At 69.3% G+C, this 15,717-nt stretch carries 11 protein-coding genes; 3 read left to right on the top strand and 8 right to left on the bottom strand.

Annotated elements, in window-relative coordinates; genetic code table 11:
- The first annotated feature begins 1 nt into the window (after window position 1).
- The 3 genes from JF781_RS04140 to JF781_RS04150 all read left to right on the top strand — a co-directional run bounded on the left by JF781_RS04140 (window position 2) and on the right by JF781_RS04150 (window position 5,639).
- Window positions 2–3,109: a type I polyketide synthase gene (locus JF781_RS04140; protein ID WP_225327528.1), complete on the top strand. Its 3,108-nt coding sequence runs from the start codon at window positions 2–4 to the stop codon at window positions 3,107–3,109.
- A gap of 160 nt (window positions 3,110–3,269) precedes the next feature.
- On the top strand, window positions 3,270–4,331 hold the full coding sequence (locus JF781_RS04145; RefSeq protein WP_225327529.1) for a type III polyketide synthase: 1,062 nt from the start codon (window positions 3,270–3,272) through the stop codon (window positions 4,329–4,331).
- Between the two features lie 57 nt (window positions 4,332–4,388).
- A complete protein-coding gene (locus JF781_RS04150; RefSeq protein WP_225327530.1) occupies window positions 4,389–5,639 on the top strand; it encodes an HNH endonuclease signature motif containing protein in 1,251 nt (416 codons plus the stop codon).
- 205 nt (window positions 5,640–5,844) lie between these two features.
- On the opposite strand, the gene JF781_RS04155 is transcribed toward JF781_RS04150, so the two are convergent.
- The 8 genes from JF781_RS04155 to JF781_RS04190 form a co-directional block, all read right to left on the bottom strand.
- Window positions 5,845–7,671 carry an ABC-F family ATP-binding cassette domain-containing protein gene (locus tag JF781_RS04155; RefSeq protein WP_225327531.1) on the bottom strand — a complete coding sequence of 609 codons (1,827 nt, stop codon included), beginning with the start codon at window positions 7,669–7,671 and terminating at the stop codon, window positions 5,845–5,847.
- Between the two features lie 32 nt (window positions 7,672–7,703).
- Window positions 7,704–8,390, bottom strand: coding sequence for a PAS and ANTAR domain-containing protein (locus JF781_RS04160; RefSeq protein ID WP_225327532.1), 687 nt, complete (start codon window positions 8,388–8,390; stop codon window positions 7,704–7,706).
- Between the two features lie 89 nt (window positions 8,391–8,479).
- Window positions 8,480–9,598, bottom strand: coding sequence for an enolase C-terminal domain-like protein (locus tag JF781_RS04165; RefSeq protein ID WP_225327533.1), 1,119 nt, complete (start codon window positions 9,596–9,598; stop codon window positions 8,480–8,482).
- Window positions 9,595–10,611 (bottom strand): SDR family oxidoreductase, encoded by a 1,017-nt coding sequence (locus JF781_RS04170; protein ID WP_225327534.1) that lies wholly within the window; start codon window positions 10,609–10,611, stop codon window positions 9,595–9,597. The genes JF781_RS04165 and JF781_RS04170 overlap by 4 nt, the downstream gene beginning before the upstream one ends.
- Window positions 10,612–10,647: 36 nt before the next feature.
- Window positions 10,648–12,438, bottom strand: a complete 1,791-nt coding sequence (locus JF781_RS04175) for a glycoside hydrolase family 15 protein (RefSeq protein ID WP_225327535.1) — start codon at window positions 12,436–12,438, stop codon at window positions 10,648–10,650.
- Window positions 12,431–14,128, bottom strand: a complete 1,698-nt coding sequence (locus JF781_RS04180) for a GMC family oxidoreductase (RefSeq protein WP_225327536.1) — start codon at window positions 14,126–14,128, stop codon at window positions 12,431–12,433. The genes JF781_RS04175 and JF781_RS04180 overlap by 8 nt, the downstream gene beginning before the upstream one ends.
- The gene (locus JF781_RS04185; protein ID WP_225327537.1) at window positions 14,128–14,874 is read right to left on the bottom strand and encodes a gluconate 2-dehydrogenase subunit 3 family protein; all 747 of its coding nucleotides are present in this window, start codon (window positions 14,872–14,874) and stop codon (window positions 14,128–14,130) included. The genes JF781_RS04180 and JF781_RS04185 overlap by 1 nt, the downstream gene beginning before the upstream one ends.
- Window positions 14,875–14,891: 17 nt before the next feature.
- A complete protein-coding gene (locus JF781_RS04190) occupies window positions 14,892–15,398 on the bottom strand; it encodes a hypothetical protein (RefSeq protein WP_067168027.1) in 507 nt (168 codons plus the stop codon).
- Window positions 15,399–15,717 lie beyond the last annotated feature (319 nt).

Consider the following 15,717-nt stretch of genomic DNA (forward strand, 5'->3'; position numbering starts at 1 on the left):
CTTGCCCTCGACAGACGTAGCGATCATCGGGCTGGCGTGCAAGTTCCCCGGAGCGGCCGGCCCCGACTCCTTCTGGCGGCTCATCCGCGACGGTCGGGAAAACACCCAGTTCGGCGGGGAGGCAGAGCAATTCGATGCCGACTTCTTCAACCTATCGCCGCGCGAGGCCTGCGCGATGGACCCGAGGCAACGCTTGGCCCTCGAATTGACCTGGGAGCTGTTCGAGAACGCGTTCATCGTGCCGGACACGCTGCGGACAGCGCCGGTCTCGGTGTACCTCGGGGCGATGACGGATGACTACGCCGCCCTGACGCTGCGCGACCTCGCCGAGAACCTCGACCACCACACGTTCGCCGGCATCAGCCGGGCGATGATCGCCAACAGGATCTCCTATGCCTTCGGGCTGCGGGGACCCAGCATGACCGTCGACTCCGGCCAGTCCTCGTCCCTGGTCGCGGTGCACCTCGGCTGCGAAAGCGTGCGCACCGGGCAATCGTCGCTGGCCATCGCGGGCGGCGTCCACCTCAACCTTGCCGACGAAATCGCCATGCTGGAACGGGAATTCGGTGCCGTGTCGGTGTCGGGCCACACCTACGCCTTCGATCGACGCGCCGACGGGTACGTGCGGGGCGAAGGCGCGGGACTGGTGCTGCTGAAGCCGTTGCCGGCGGCCCTTCACGACGGCGATCGCATCCACGCCGTCATTCGGGGCAGCGCCGTCGCCAACGCCGGACACAGCTCGGCCGGCCAGACAGTGCCGTCGGCGCGCGGCGAGGTCGAGGTGATCCGCCGCGCTCTCGCCGACGCCGGCCTCGAGGCGGCAGACATCGACTACGTCGAAGCCCACGGCACGGGAACCAGGGTCGGTGACGCGGTCGAAGCGCAGGCGCTCGGTGAGGTTTTCGGTGAGCACGCACACGATCCGGTGCTTGTGGGATCGGTGAAGACCAACATCGGCCACGCCGGTGGCGCCGCGGGGGCGGCGGGCCTGCTCAAGACCGTCCTGGCGATTGGCCATTCGACCATTCCGGCGAGTCTCAACCACGCCGGCGCAGATCCCGAGACGGACCTGAATCGCTTTGGGCTGCACGTTAATACCGCGCCGGTGCCGTGGCCGTCGAGCGACCACCCGCGGCGGGCCGGGGTGTCCTCTTTCGGGATGGGCGGCACCAACGCGCACCTCATCGTGGAACAACCCCCCGCCCAACCGGATACGCCGCGCCCGGGCTCAGACCACGCGGTGCCGTGGGTGCTGTCGGCCCGCTCCGAACGCGCGCTGACCAATCAGGCGCAGCGGTTGTCGGCCTACGTGACCGAGCGAGCCGACCTCACCGCCCTCGACGTGGCCTGGTCGTTGGTCAGCACCCGGACGTCCTTCGAGCACCGCGCGGTCGTGGTCGGTGGCGATCGTGACGGGCTGACAACGGGATTGGCGGCGCTGGCGGCGGGGGAGCCACATCAGGTTGTGTCGGTGGGTCGGGCCACGTCGCCGGGCAAGACCGTGTTCGTTTTTCCCGGCCAGGGTTCGCAATGGGTCGGAATGGGGCGCCAACTCTACGACCGCTTCGAGGTGTTCGCCCGCGCTTTCGACGAGGCCGCCGCGGCGGTCGACGGTCACGTGCGGCTGCCGCTGCGCGAGGTGATGTGGGGTGCGGATCCGGAGTTGTTGCAGAGCACGGAGTTTGCCCAGCCGGCGTTGTTCGTGCTGGGGATCGCGCTGGCGGGGCTGTGGCAATCCTTCGGTGTCACACCGGATATGGTGATGGGACATTCGGTGGGGGAGATCGCCGCGGCGTGTGTGGCCGGCGTGCTGTCGCTGCCGGACGCGGCGCGGCTGGTGGCGGCCCGCGGCCGGTTGATGGCGCGGCTGCCGGCCGGCGGGGTGATGGTGGCCGTCGGCGCCGGCGAGGCCGAGGTGACCGCCTTGATGGACGGCGGGGTGAGCATCGCGGCGGTCAACGGGCCGCATTCGGTGGTGCTTTCCGGTGAGCGGACACCGGTCGGGGCGCTGGCGGACCGGCTGGCGCAATCGGGTCGGCGCGTGCACCGGTTGGCGGTCTCCCACGCGTTTCATTCGCCACTGATGGAGCCAATGCTCGACGAGTTTTCCGCCGTGGCGGCCGGTATCGAACCGCGACGCCCGCGAATCGGGTTGGTGTCGAACCTGACCGGGCTGCTGGCCGACGCCGAATATGGGTCGGCGCAGTACTGGACGGAGCATGTGCGGCAGCCGGTGCGCTTCTTCGAGGGGGTGCGCGCCGCCGAGGCGGCCGGTGCCGCGACATTTGTGGAGCTGGGTCCGGGCGCGGCGTTGACGGCCGCGGTCGACCAGTCGCTGAGCGCCGAACGGGCGGCGGCGCTGGCGACCATGCCCAAGGACCGCCCCGAGACCGAATCAATCCTGGGCGCGGCCGGACAAATGTTCACCCGCGGCATCGGCGTCGACTGGGCGGGCGTCTTCGCCGGCCTGAACGCCCGGCGAGTCGAGCTGCCGACGTATGGCTTTGCGCGAGAAAGGTTTTGGCTGGGGGCCGGGCCAGGGCCGGCAGGCGAAGCGGGGGCGACGCCGGCCGGCGCCGTCACACGCTCACCCGACTTGGCCCAGCAGCTGCATGCGCTGCCGCGCGACGAACAGCAGCGCGTGCTGGTCGAATTGGTGTGCGAGCACGCGGCGGCCGTGCTGGGACATTCGGGCGGGCACGCCATCGACCACGACCGCGCGTTCGGCGACCTCGGATTCGACTCGCTGATCGGGGTCGAACTGCGCAACCGCCTCACCACGCATACCGGCACGGCGTTGTCACGAACGCTGATCTTCGATTACCCCACCCCGGCGGCGCTGGCCGATCATCTCCGCCGGCAACTGCTCCATGACGATCGCGAGGAATCGGACGACGAAAAACTATGGTCCGCGCTGAGCAAGATTCCGGTGCGTGAGCTTCGGAGAACGGGATTGCTCGACAAACTCCTATTACTCGCCGGCATGCCGCAAACGCCCGTCGGCGACGCAAATGACCCACGTGGTGGCGGCGACGACATCGACTCTTTGAGCCCGGACGATTTAATCGCCATGGCGCTCAATTCGGCGGATGACGAAGATATCGAATGACGAATTCCCCGCTGCCGGACATGATTACGCGCACACGACGCGGGTTTAATGACACATGTGTTGAATACCCGAAACTTTTGCGAGACCCCAATCGACCGCATAAACTTCCGGCATTAAGCGGAATCGTATTCCAGCTGGTTGGCAATCAAGAGAGTAGAGCATGAGCGTCATCGCGGGTGTGTTCGGCGCTTTGCCGCCGCACCGCTACAGCCAAGGCGAAATCACCGACCAGATCGTCGAGTTCCCCGCGCTGAAGGAACACGAGGAGGTCGTGCGGCGCCTGCACGCCGCCGCCAAGGTCAACAGCCGCCACTTCGTGCTGCCGCTCGAGCGGTACCACGCGCTGACCGACTTCGGTGAGGCCAACGAGATCTTCATCGACAAGGCCGTGGACCTGGGCTGCGACGCGCTGCTGGGCGCCCTCGACGAGGCCGGGCTGACCCCGCAAGACATCGACACGATCGTCACCACGACCGTCACCGGCGTCGCGGTGCCGTCGCTCGACGCCCGGATCGTCGGGCGCCTCGGCCTGCGCCCGGACGTGCGCCGGGTGCCGCTGTTCGGGCTGGGCTGCGCCGGTGGGGCGGCGGGGGTCGGCAGGCTGCACGATTACCTGCGCGGCGCCCCCGACGGCGTCGCCGCCCTGGTGTCGGTCGAGCTGTGTTCGCTGACCTTCCCCGCGGTCAGGCCGACCGTGTCGGGGCTGGTCGGGACGGCGATGTTCGGCGATGGCGCCGCCGCGGTGGTCGCCGTCGGCGACCGTCGCGCCGAGCAGCTGAGTTCGGCCGGGCCCGACATCCTCGATTCGCGCAGCCGGCTGTACCCCGAATCGCTGCACATCATGGGCTGGAACGTCGGCTCGGCGGGGATCCAGCTGGTGATGTCTCCCGAACTGCCCACCTTCATCGACCGCTACCTGGCTGACGACGTGGGCCGGTTCCTCGCCGCGCATCAGCTGACCAAGGACGACATCGCCGCGTGGGTGACGCACCCCGGCGGCCCCAAAGTCATCACCACCATCGCCAAGTGCCTCGAGTTGCCGCCCGAGGCGCACGAGCTGACCTGGCGCTCGCTCGGCGAAATCGCCAACCTGTCGTCGGCGTCGGTGCTGCATATCCTGCGGGACACCATCGCCAAGCCACCGCCCGGCGGAAGCCCCGGGGTGATGATCGCGACCGGGCCCGGCTTCGGTTCCGAACTGGTGCTGCTGCGCTGGCACTAAGCGCGTTACTTCCGTGGATGGCCCGGTTTTGTCGGTGGTGGCTGCGATGATGAGGTCATGTTGTCGACCGCATGCGCTGACGCTGTGGTGGTCACTGCGAGTGATCGTCTTGAGGTGTTGTTCGAGGAGTTGGCGGAGTTGGCCGGTCAGCGCAATGCGATTGATGGGCGCATTGTGGAGATCGTCGCCGAGATCGATCGTGACCAATTGTGTGGTGTGACCGGGGCGCGGTCGGTGCCGGCGTTGGTGGCCTGGAAGCTGGGTTGTTCGTCGGCAAATGCGCACACGCTCAGCGCCATTGCGGGTCGGCTGCGGGAGTTTCCGCGCTGTGTTCAGGGTCTGCGGGAGGGTCGGTTGTCGGCCGATCAGGTCGGGGTGATTGCGGCACGCGCGGGCGAGGGATCTGATGAGCATTACGCGCAGTTGGCCGCGGTCGCCACGGTCAGTCAGCTGCGTACGGCGGTCAAGCTGGAGCCGCGACTCGAACCTGAACCTCGGTCCGAGTCCGAGTCCGAGTCCGAGTCCGAACCGCGGCCCGCCCCCGAGCGCGAGCGTTCGATCACCGCGACCGCCACTGAGTGGGGCGCCTGTTATCGGATCATGCTGGGCCACTTGGATGCCGCGAAGTTCGATGCCGCGTTGGCCTCGCATCGTGAGGCGCTGATCGCCGAGTGGAAACACGACCACGCAAACGGCGCGGGCGTTTCCGATCAGCGGCCGCCGCTGCCGAGCACGGTCGAGGCGTTGATGCGTCTGGTCGAGGCCGGGTGGGACGCCGAGGCCACCCGCCGCCCCCACGGGCAGCACACCACCGTGGTGGCCCACCTCGACGTCGAGCGGCGCGTGGCGGCCCTGCATTTGGGTCCGCTGCTCTCCGATGCCGAACGGCGCTTCCTGACCTGTGATGCCACCTGTGAGGTGTGGTTCGAGCGTGACGGGCGGGTTATTGGTGCCGGGCGGGCGACGCGGGTGATCAACCGGCGGCTTCGCCGCGCGCTGGAATACCGCGACCGCACGTGCGCGGTGCCTGGCTGTGGGGCCACCCGGGGCTTGCACGCCCATCACCTGTGGCACTGGGAAGACGGTGGCCCCACGGAGTTGGCCAACCTGGTGCTGGTCTGCCCGTATCACCACCGGTTGCATCATCGGGGTGTCATCACCATCACCGGACCCGCGGCCGCCCTGACCGTGACCGACGACACCGGCCGAATCCTGAGCCCGGGATCGTTGGCGCGCCCACCCACCGGGCCCCCGCCCGCGGTGGCGCCGTGTCCGGGACCGACCGGCGAGCGCGCCGACTGGTGGTGATATGACCCCTTCCAACCCCAACCACCACCGACCAACAACTAACCCGGTTCGTGGTACCGGTCGCCACCGGCCAATGCGCCGAAAGCTCAAACACGTTGGCGTATCAAGGGATTCGTTAACATTATCCGTCTCGGCCAATCCGCACCGCCATGGCCGGTGTTCGTTGCGCCTTGACCCGTCCCCCGAAAACTGTTGCCGCTCACGGCTATTCGAGCAATTCGGAGAGCTCCAGCCAGCGGCCCTCGGTCGCGGCGACCTCGTCTTCGAGCGCGCGCAGCTCCTGGGTGAGCCGGGTGATGCCGACGTGGTCGGACTGGTCGTGGGCGGCGAGTTCGTCGTGTTTGTCCCTGATCCGGTCCGCCAGCCGCGCCAGCTGGCGATCGGCGGCCGCCATCTCCTTCTCGGCGGCGCGGCGCTGGGCACCGGACATCGACGGCCGCGACGCCTGCGACGGCTGCGACGCCACCGACCCCTGCGACGCCACCGACGGCCGCGACGGCCGCGGCTCTTCGATGGCCGCCCCGTCCGCCCGCCGCTCGGCCAGCCGCAGGTATTCGTCGATGCCGCCGGGCAGGTGCCGCAACCGGCCGTCGAGCACCGCGTACTGCTGATCGGTGACCCGCTCCAGCAGGTAGCGGTCGTGCGAGACGACGATCAGCGTGCCCGCCCAGGAGTCGAGCAGATCCTCCATGGCGGCCAGCGTGTCGGTGTCCACGTCGTTGGTCGGCTCGTCGAGCAGCAAGACGTTGGGCTCGGACAGCAGCGTGAGCATCAGCTGCAGCCGCCGCCGCTCGCCGCCGGAGAGGTCCGCCACGCGGGCGGACAGGTGGCCGCGCCCGAAGCCGAGCCGCTCCAACAGCTGGGCCGGGGTGACCTCACGGCCGTCGACCTGGTAGCCGCCGGGCAGCCGGCCCAGCACGTCGGCGATCCGGTCGCCGTCGACCGCGGCCAGCGCGTCGCCCTGCTGGTCGAGCACCGCCAGCCGCACCGTCTTGCCGCGTTTGACGCGTCCCGTGTCGGGCGTGATGGTGCCGTCGATCAGTCCCAGCAGGGTCGATTTCCCGGCGCCGTTGGCCCCGACGATGCCGGTGCGCTCGCCCGGGGCGATCCGCCACTCGATGTCGCGCAGCACCGGGCGGCCGCCAAACGCGACCGACACGTCGAGCAGATCGATCACGTCCTTGCCGAGCCGCGCGGTGGCCAGCTTGGCCAACTCGACGTTGTTGCGCAGCGGGGGCACGTCGGCGATCAGCTGGTTGGCGGCCTCGATCCGGAACTTGGGCTTCGAGGTCCGCGCCGGGGCGCCGCGACGCAGCCACGCCAGTTCCTTGCGCATCAGGTTCTGCCGCTTGGCTTCGGCGACGGCGGCCATTCGGTCCCGCTCGACGCGTTGCAGCACGTAGGCCGCGTACCCGCCGTCGAACGGCTCGACGATCCCGTCGTGCACCTCCCACGTCGTGGTGGCGACCTCGTCGAGGAACCAGCGGTCGTGGGTGACCAGCAGCAGCCCGCCGGTGTTGCGCGCCCAGCGCCCCCTCAGGTGGCCGGCCAGCCAGGTGATTCCCTCGATGTCCAGGTGGTTGGTGGGCTCGTCGAGCGTGATGACGTCCCATTCGCCCACCAGCAACCTGGCCAGCTGCACCCGCCGGCGCTGGCCGCCGGACAGCGTGGAAACCGTTGCCTCCCAGGCGATGTCGGAGACGAGCCCGGCGACCACGTCGCGGACCCGCGGGTCACCGGCCCACTGGTGTTCGGGGGCGTTGCCGACCAGAGTCCAGCCCACCGTGTGGTCCGGGTCCAGGGTGTCGGCTTGGCTCAGCGCGCCGACCCGCAGCCCGCTGCGCCGGGTGACCCGGCCGGAGTCGGGCTGTTGTTGGCCGGTGAGCAGGCGCAGCAGGGTGGACTTGCCGTCGCCGTTGCGCCCGACGATGCCGATCCGCGCGCCGTCGTTGACCCCGAGCGTGATCGACCCGAACACCACCTGGGTCGGGTATTCGAGGTGTACGGCCTCGGCTCCGAGTAGGTGCGCCACCGGCCCGACCCTACTGGCCTACTGGCGCGTCCCTACTCCAGCGTCAGCAGCGCCTGGTCCACCTGGCTTTGCGTTTCCGGTGACGCCTTGCTGGCCACGGCGTCCAGGAAGCGGGCGGCGACGTCGCGCACCTTGAGGTTGGACTCCTGGGAGCGCCACACCAGGATGTCGAACGCACGCTCGGCGGAAATGCCGTAGGCGATCATCAGCACGCCCTTGGCCTGCTCGATGCGGGCCCGGGCGTCGGCGACCGCCGAGAGCACGTTGGTGATGTCGGTGTGCAGCGAGTCGGTGACGTCGACGTAGAAGCCGGACGTGCCGGCCGGCGCTCCAGCGTCGTCGACCATCCGATCGCCGGCGACGACGACGCAGTGGGTGCGCCCGGCGGTGTCGATGATGCGGTGCCGGCTGCTGAACGGCTTTCCCTTCATCACCCGCTCCAGCACGGCCGCCACCCGTTCGCGGTCCTCGGGGTGCTTGTGTTGCAGCAACAGTTCCGTGGTGGGCTGCACCTCTCCCGGTTTGTAGCCGTGCATGCGCGCCACCGCGTCCGACCATTCCCAGCGATGGCCGTCCAGATAGAAACGGAACCGGCCGACGCGCTGAGGATCGCCGAGACCCAGCACGGAGTCGATCGCGCTGAGGTCGCTTTCCTCGACGACGTCACGCATGAGCGCCTCCTGGCGCTCCACGGTTTGGTCGTCGGAGTTCACTGTCATCGCGCCCAGCTCCAATCGCTTTTGTGAAAACCCTGGCGTATCGATTCCCGTTTTCGGCCGCATCCATGCCTGCTTGTCGCGGCGGCGGCTCAGGCCACCCGATACTGCTCGGCGTCGCTGCGCTTGAACTCCAGGCCGAATCCCGGCCGGTGCTGATCCGGCCGCAAGGCGCCGCCCTCGGGCGCCAGCGCGCCGTCGAAGAGCATGTGTTCGATGCGGTGGTGATCGTGGAAGTACTCCAGGTGACGCAGATTCGGGATGGCGGTGGCGACGTGGGCGTGCAGGTTGGGGGCGCAGTGCCCGGAGACGTCCACGTTGCGCGCGGCGGCCACGGCGGCGGCGCGCAGCCAGTCGGTGATGCCCCCGCAGCGGGTGACGTCGATCTGCAGGCAGTCGACCGCATCGGCGGCCAGCATTCGATGGAAATAGGCCAGGTCGTAGCCGTATTCGCCGGCGGTGACGTCCGGGGTCACCTGGTCGCGGACCTCCCGTAGCCCGGCCAGGTCGTCGGAGGAGACGGGCTCCTCGAACCAGGTGACGTCGTGATCGGCCATGGCGTGGGCCACCCGAATCGCCTGCTTGCGTTGGTAGGCACCGTTGGCGTCGACGTAGAGTTCGGTGTCGGGGCCGATCACCTTGCGCGCCAACGCGATTCGAGCAAGGTCGCGACGCTCGTCGGAACCCCATGATTCGCCGATCTTGATTTTGACGCGCGGGATCTGCCACTCGTCGACCCAGCGTTCGAGCTGGGCGCGGGTGGTGCGTTCGTCGTACGTGGTGAAGCCGCCACTGCCGTAGACCGGCACCTTGGGATGCGCCATGCCGAGCAGTCGGCAGACCGGCAGCCCCAGCAGCTTGCCCTTGAGGTCCCACAGCGCGGTGTCAACCGCCGAGATCGCGCACGACACCAGCCCCGGCCGCCCGTTGTTGCGCATCGCCTTGACCATCGACTCCCACCGGGCGGGGATGTCCACGGCGTTGTGCCCGGTGAGGGTGCCAGCCAGCGGCCCGGTGATGAGCTCGCCGCAGGCGCCGTCGCCATAGGTGTAGCCGATCCCGTGCAGGCCCCCTGCCGACACCTCGGCCAGCACCAGCGTGGTCGACGACCAGGCCAGGGTCCCGTCGGCTTCCGGTGCGTCGGTGGGGATTTCGTAGACCTGCGCGGTGACCTCGTCGATGGCCGTGTCGATCCGCGCGGCGGTCGTCATCGCGCCCACCGGCGACCCGCGCGCGCCGCGAGCCACGCGCCCACCCCGGCGGCGCTCAGCGCGCCGGTGCCGCTGACGACCGGGTGCTGCGACGCCCACAACTGGGGGCTGTGGGCGTGCGACTCGTCGTCGAACTCGCCGCGGGGGCCATGATCGCTGCCGGGTTGCTGGTCGAGCGGCTCCCACAGGTTGTGGGGCCGGCCGGCGCTGACGTGCTCCTCGGTCTGCTGCGAGTCGTACCCGGTGCGGCCGAGATAGCGGTCCAGCAGCGGCGCGACGAACTTCTGCGCCAGCAGCGTCACCATGGTGGAGTCGCCGACCCAATACTGTTTGCGCCCCGGGTGATCCGCGGCGTACAGCACGCCACGGGCGGCGACGTCGGGCTGATAGATCGGCGGCACGGGTTGGGGATGGCGGGGGAGCCGGGACAGCACCCAGGAGAATTGCGGGGTGTTGACCGCGGGCATCTGGACCACCGTGATTCGCACCTTCGAGCCCTCGTGGAACAGTTCGCAGCGCACCGACTCGGTGAACCCGTTGATGGCGTGTTTGGCGCCGCAGTAGGCCGACTGCAGCGGGATGGATCGCTGCCCAAGCGCGGAACCGACCTGCACGATGGTGCCGCGGTCGCGGGGCCGCATCTTGGCCAGCGCCGCCATGGTGCCGTACACGTAGCCGAGGTAGGACACCTCGGTCACCCGTTTGAACTCCTCGGCGCTGATTTCGGTGAACGGCGCGAACACCGAGGTGAACGCGACGTTGACCCAGACGTCGATCGGACCGAACGCGGCTTCGGCCTCGTCGGCGGCGGCGACGACGGCCGCGTGGTCGGCCACGTCGGTCGGGATGGCCAACGCCTTGCCGCCGCCGGCCTCCACGTCGCGGGCCGCGCCCTCGAGCCCGGCGGCGCCGCGGGCGAGCAGGGCGACGTTCGCGCCGCGCTGCCCGAACTCCTTCGCGGTGGCGCGGCCGATGCCGGCGCTGGCTCCGGTGATCACCACTGTCTGAGTCATTGCGCAAATCCCTTTCGCTCGGTGTCGGACACCCGATCAGTCATGGTGGGCGGCGTCGTCGGTGAGGGTGGCGGTGCATTCCAGCATCAGCGCGTGCGCGAACGCCTGGGGGAGGTTGCCGCGGAGCTGGCGCTGCTGCACGTCGTATTCCTCACAGAACAGCCCCGGCGGCCCGCAGGCGGTACGGTTACGTTCGAACCAGCGCATCGCGCAATGGGCATGGCCCAGTTGATGTTCGGCCAGCGCCATCATGAACCCGCAGAGCAAAAACGCGCCCTCGGCGTCGCCGAGGTCGCGCTCGTCGTGCCGGAACCGGTAGACGAACCCGTCGTCGGTGAGTTCCCGGCGAACGGCATCCAGGGTGGCGATGGTCCTGGGGTCGTCGGCGGGCACGGCGCCGCGCACCGGCGGCAGCAGCAGCGATGCGTCGACACCGGTCAGTCGCGGGCTGCGTTGCCAATAACCGTGCGGGTGCAGGCTTTCCGACGCGGTCTCGGCGAGGATCGCGTCGGCCAGCGACGCGCACGCGGCAACCTCGGGACCGGCGCCGGCCACCTTCGCGATGGCGCGCAACCCCGCCACACAGGCCAGGCGGGACTGCGTCCAGTGCTCGTTGTCGATCTCCCAGACGCCGGCATCCGGTTCGCGCCAACGCTTTTCGATCGCCTTGATCGCGGACTGCGCCGCGCGCCAGCCGTCGGCATCCAGCCGGTCGGCGGCGCCCGCCTTGGCCAGCAGCTGCAACGCCTCCCCGAAGGCATCGAGCTGGAATTGCTGATTGACCCAGTTGCCGATCTTGTCGGCGCCCCCGGGGTAGCCGGGCAGGTCGAGCGTTTCTTCGCCGGGCACCGCGCCGCCGGTGACGGTGTAGGCGGGCTTGAGGTTCGGGCCGTCCTCGAGCAGCCGGGCGCCGACGAACTCCACCGCCCGGTCGAGCAGTTCGGTCGTGCCGACGGCGGCGGCGGCCATGCCGGCGTACACCTGGTCGCGGATCCAGGAATAGCGGTAGTCGTAGTTCTGGTTGGAGTGCGCGCGTTCGGGCAGGCTCATGGTGGCGGCGGCGACCATGCCGCCCCCGCTGCTGGTCAGCCCCCGCAGCACCGCGTAGGAGTTACGCCCGTCGCGGGGAGCGATGGTGCAGGTCAGCTCGGGCACGCTGCGCTGCCAGGCGGCGGTGGTGGCGTCCCAGGCCAGGTCGGGGTCCGGCGGCTGCTTTGGCAGGGTGCGCTCGGACAGTTCCAGCACCAGGTCGTGGTGCTGGTCCTCGTCGAGCGTGACCTCACAGGTGAGCAGCTGGCCCTTCTCATGAGCAGCGCGGACCGGGCGCGCCTCGCAGGCGGCCTGCCAGCGCCAGTGCAGCCGCCCCGAGCGCCCGCTCCACACCCCGCCATCCACGGTCGGCTTGCCGGGGCCGTGCCTGCCGAATCCCGCACTCGGTGCCAGCAGCACCCGCACCCGGGCCGTACCGCGGCAGCCGGTGAGCCGGCGCAGCAGCACCACCCGGTCGGGGTCCCCCGGAAAGGCCAGCGCGTCACGGCATTCCACGATGCCGTCGCGAGTGATCCAGCGGTTGCGCCAGATCAGGGTGCCCGGCTCGTAGTAGCCGCCCCAGACGTGCCGCACGTCGGTCGGGGTGACGGCGTAAACCCCGCCGCCGCCAATGAGATTCGAGAAGACGGCGTCGGAATCCCAGTGCGGTGCACACATCCATGCCACGTCACCCTGCGGACCGATCAGCGCACCCCGCTCGCCGTCGGCGAGCAGCGCATACTCTCGCAGCACCCGGGGGGCGAAGGTGGTCTCGGTATCGACCTTCAGGTCAGCCACGGGCTCCCGCCTTCGACCCCCGTGCCACGCCGGTATCGATCTTTCCGGCGGCCACCCGTTCGGCAAGCCGCGACGCCAACGCCATGATCGTCAGCGCGGGATTGGCGGAGCCCTGGGTGGGACACACCGAGCCGTCGGCGAGAAACAGGTTCGGCACGCCCCACACCCGGTGGTCGGAGTCGACCACCGAATTCTCACGTCCGGTGCCCATCCGGGCACCGCCGATGAGGTGGGCGAAACGCTCGATGGTGAGCACGTCCTGGGCGTCGGCGGCGTGCAGGATGTCGCCGATCACCTTGGTGGAGTAGGCCATGTTGGCCTTGTCGTTGTCGCAGAGCGTGTAGTCGAACCGGGCCACCGGGATGCCGTACGGGTCCTTTTCGTCGGCCAGCGTCACGCGGTTGTCCGGCAGCGGCAACAGCTCGTTGAGCACGCCGACGGTCGCCCAGTGGTTGTAGTCGCGCATGTACTCGCGCAGGGCGCGGCCCCAATGCCCGTCGGCCAGCACGTGTTCGGCCCAGCCAATGGGCATGGGCGACACGGTCTGGATGGCAAACCCTCGGGCGAACCCGCGCGAGAGGTCGGTCTCGTAGAACTGCTCGGAGGTCACCTCCGGGGGAGGCGCCTTGTACATCCGGACCTCCTCGGACCAGCGGCCCGCGGACTGGGTGGCGCCCTGCACCATCACGTAGCGCCCGACCTGATCGTCGTTGTTGCCCAACCCGTTCGGGAAGCGCTGGCTGACCGAGTTCAACAGCAGGCGCGGCGTCTCGATCGAATACCCGGCCACGGCAATGACTTTGGCGCGTTGCAGTCGTTCTTTGCCGCCCACCTCGTCGTAGTACACCACGCCTCGGGCCGCGCCGGTCTCGTCGAGTTCGACGCGCGAGGCCATGCAGTTGGCGCGGATCTCGACGTCGTGGGCCAGCGCGTCGGGAAGGTGCGTGACGTACGGGCTGGCCTTGGCGTTGACCTTGCAGCCCTGCAGGCAGTAGCCGCGGTAGATGCAGTGCGGGCGGTTGCCGAAGGTGCCGTTGACGATGCCGACGGGCCCGACCCGCATCTCGATGCCGAGCTTGAGCGCGCCCCGCCAAATCTTGGCGGCCGCACCCGAAATAGGATGCGGGGCAAAGGGATAACGATGCGGATCGCCCCAGGGCCAGTTCTGGCCGGCCACCGGCAGCTCGAGCTCGACCTGCTCGTAATGGGGTAGCAAGTCCTCGTAGCGGATGGGCCAGTCGGCGCCCACCCCGTCGAGGGTGTAGGTCGCAAAGTCGCTGGGGTGGAACCGCGGGGTGTAGCCGGCGTAGTGCACCATGGAGCCGCCGACCCCGCGCCCGGAGTTGTTCTTGCCCAGCTCAATTGGGTCGTCACCGCCGATGATGCGCTTCTGCGTCCAGTACAGCGCGTGGGAGCCGGCCTCGTCGGACACCCAGTCCTCGTCGGGGTGCCAGAACGGGCCGGCCTCGAGGATCACGACCCGCCAACCGACGCGCGCCAGCCGCTGCGCCAGCACCGAGCCGCCGGCGCCCGCCCCGACGACCACGAGGTCGACCTCGTCGTCGTCGCGGTAGCGGCGCATGGTCTGCTCGCCGGGCAGGTCGCGCGAGTGCACGTCGAGCAGGAACCGCGAGTCGTTGTCCTTGGGGCCGACGGCTCCTTTGAGCAGGCCTCGCCAGAAGTCGCCCATCAGATTTCGCCGTTCTGCACGACCTGCACGGGGTCTTCGTCGGTGGCGCCGGGGGTCTCGAACGGTTCGCGCGCGGCGTCGGGTCCGGTGGCACCGCCGAGGCGCATGAAGCCGCGCGGGTAGGCGGGGCCGCCGAACCCGATCTCGTTCCAGGCCCACGGGTGGGAGTAGAAGCCCGACAAGGTCATTCGCATGCACACCGACCAGGCGCGCTTGACGTTCAGGCTCTCCCAGGCGCCGCCCTCGAGGTCGCCCTGCGAGAACTGGCCGACGATTTCTTCGCGGGTGTCCAGCCCGGCGGCGGCGAAGGACGATGCGCCGTATTTGGCCGCCGCGGTCTCATCGAGCCCGCGCAGCACCAAGCGCCACGTGTCGCGGTCGTCGGGCATGTCCGCGTACTGATAGCCGTCGAGGCGCCCGTCGGCGAGCTTGGAGTCGACGGATTCGGCCGCCGGGACTCGCGGCTCGGCGTCCTGCGCCAGCACCGTGTCGCAGAACGCGCGCAGGCACGGCTCCTCTTCGGCGGTGAAAAACCGCAGTGGGCCAGGAGGTTTGAGCCGGGCCAGCACGACTTTCCGGGTGGCCTCGTCCCAGGTGCCGGCGGTTGTGAGCACGTCGAAATCGGGGTAGCGGCCGATCATCTGCGGCGTGGTGCCGCGGCGCTGTTTGGGAAGCCAGGACGGGTGCGGCGGCTTGCCGTCGGGGCGCAGGTTGGGCAGGTGGTCGGGGCGTGAGGTGTCAGCCATCTCAGTGATCCCGATGCCTAACCCCGGAACCGTTCGCGGCGCAGGATCGACGCCAGCAGCCCCATCCCCCCGACCATGCACATCAATCCCGGCGCCGCGATCGGCGGGCCCATGGGCACGTTGTAGGACGCGTGTTTCCATCCGCCCGGCTTGCGGGCGACGCCGCGCGCGTGCAGGTATTCACCCATCAGCCCGTTGGCCGTGTAGATGCCGGCGGTGATCGGCAGCCAGAGCTTGGCCCAGCGTCGCGAGAACACGCCCCCGATGCCGGCGACGACCACCGGCGGGGTCACGACGATCGGGCTCCACATCCACTTGTTGCCGAAGCTCGCCTTGTAGTGCTCGAAGTAGATTTCGGCCGTCGTGACGAGCGCCGCAATGGCGGTCAACCCGGACAGTGAGCGTTCGAAACGACCGTGTGCGACGTCGTACAGTGCTCGCTCGGCCAGGTGCGAGACCTCGCCCAGTCCGTCGCTGCCGGCGGTCCGGCCTTTGCGGCCTCCGCCGTTGCCCAGCAACAACATGTGTATCCCTTCTTCGCTCGCGTCGTGCCGGGCCGGCGAATCACCGGTCCGGGCTGATTTCCTTCGTGTGATCGTTGGCGGCCATGCGCGCGCCGGTGGTTTTGTGAGCGTGCTCGCCGAGCAAATCCGTCGTCGTGTCCATAGAGCGACCTCGCCTTCGGGCTGGAAGGAACACGGTCCGGCGGTCACGGTTAAGCGTCCGGCTGGGTGTTTCAACCGAGGTCATCTCGACGACGCGTCGCGACCGAAGCGCATCGACTGCGTACCCGGTGCCCTGCTGCACAAACTGGCGTGCAGGCGATTCACAGCGAGTCACCAG

This window comes from Mycobacterium sp. WUMAC-067, assembly GCF_020217485.1.
Taxonomy (GTDB): domain Bacteria; phylum Actinomycetota; class Actinomycetes; order Mycobacteriales; family Mycobacteriaceae; genus Mycobacterium.

What these genes read in the sequence shown, in the direction of transcription:
- JF781_RS04145 (WP_225327529.1), top strand. Translation starts at nt 3,270, where the DNA reads ATGAGCGTCATCGCGGGTGTGTTCGGCGCTTTGCCGCCGCACCGCTAC.
- JF781_RS04150 (WP_225327530.1), top strand. Translation starts at nt 4,389, where the DNA reads ATGTTGTCGACCGCATGCGCTGACGCTGTGGTGGTCACTGCGAGTGAT.
- JF781_RS04160 (WP_225327532.1), bottom strand. Translation starts at nt 8,390, where the DNA reads ATGACAGTGAACTCCGACGACCAAACCGTGGAGCGCCAGGAGGCGCTC.
- JF781_RS04165 (WP_225327533.1), bottom strand. Translation starts at nt 9,598, where the DNA reads ATGACGACCGCCGCGCGGATCGACACGGCCATCGACGAGGTCACCGCG.
- JF781_RS04170 (WP_225327534.1), bottom strand. Translation starts at nt 10,611, where the DNA reads ATGACTCAGACAGTGGTGATCACCGGAGCCAGCGCCGGCATCGGCCGC.
- JF781_RS04180 (WP_225327536.1), bottom strand. Translation starts at nt 14,128, where the DNA reads ATGGGCGACTTCTGGCGAGGCCTGCTCAAAGGAGCCGTCGGCCCCAAG.
- JF781_RS04185 (WP_225327537.1), bottom strand. Translation starts at nt 14,874, where the DNA reads ATGGCTGACACCTCACGCCCCGACCACCTGCCCAACCTGCGCCCCGAC.
- JF781_RS04190 (WP_067168027.1), bottom strand. Translation starts at nt 15,398, where the DNA reads ATGTTGTTGCTGGGCAACGGCGGAGGCCGCAAAGGCCGGACCGCCGGC.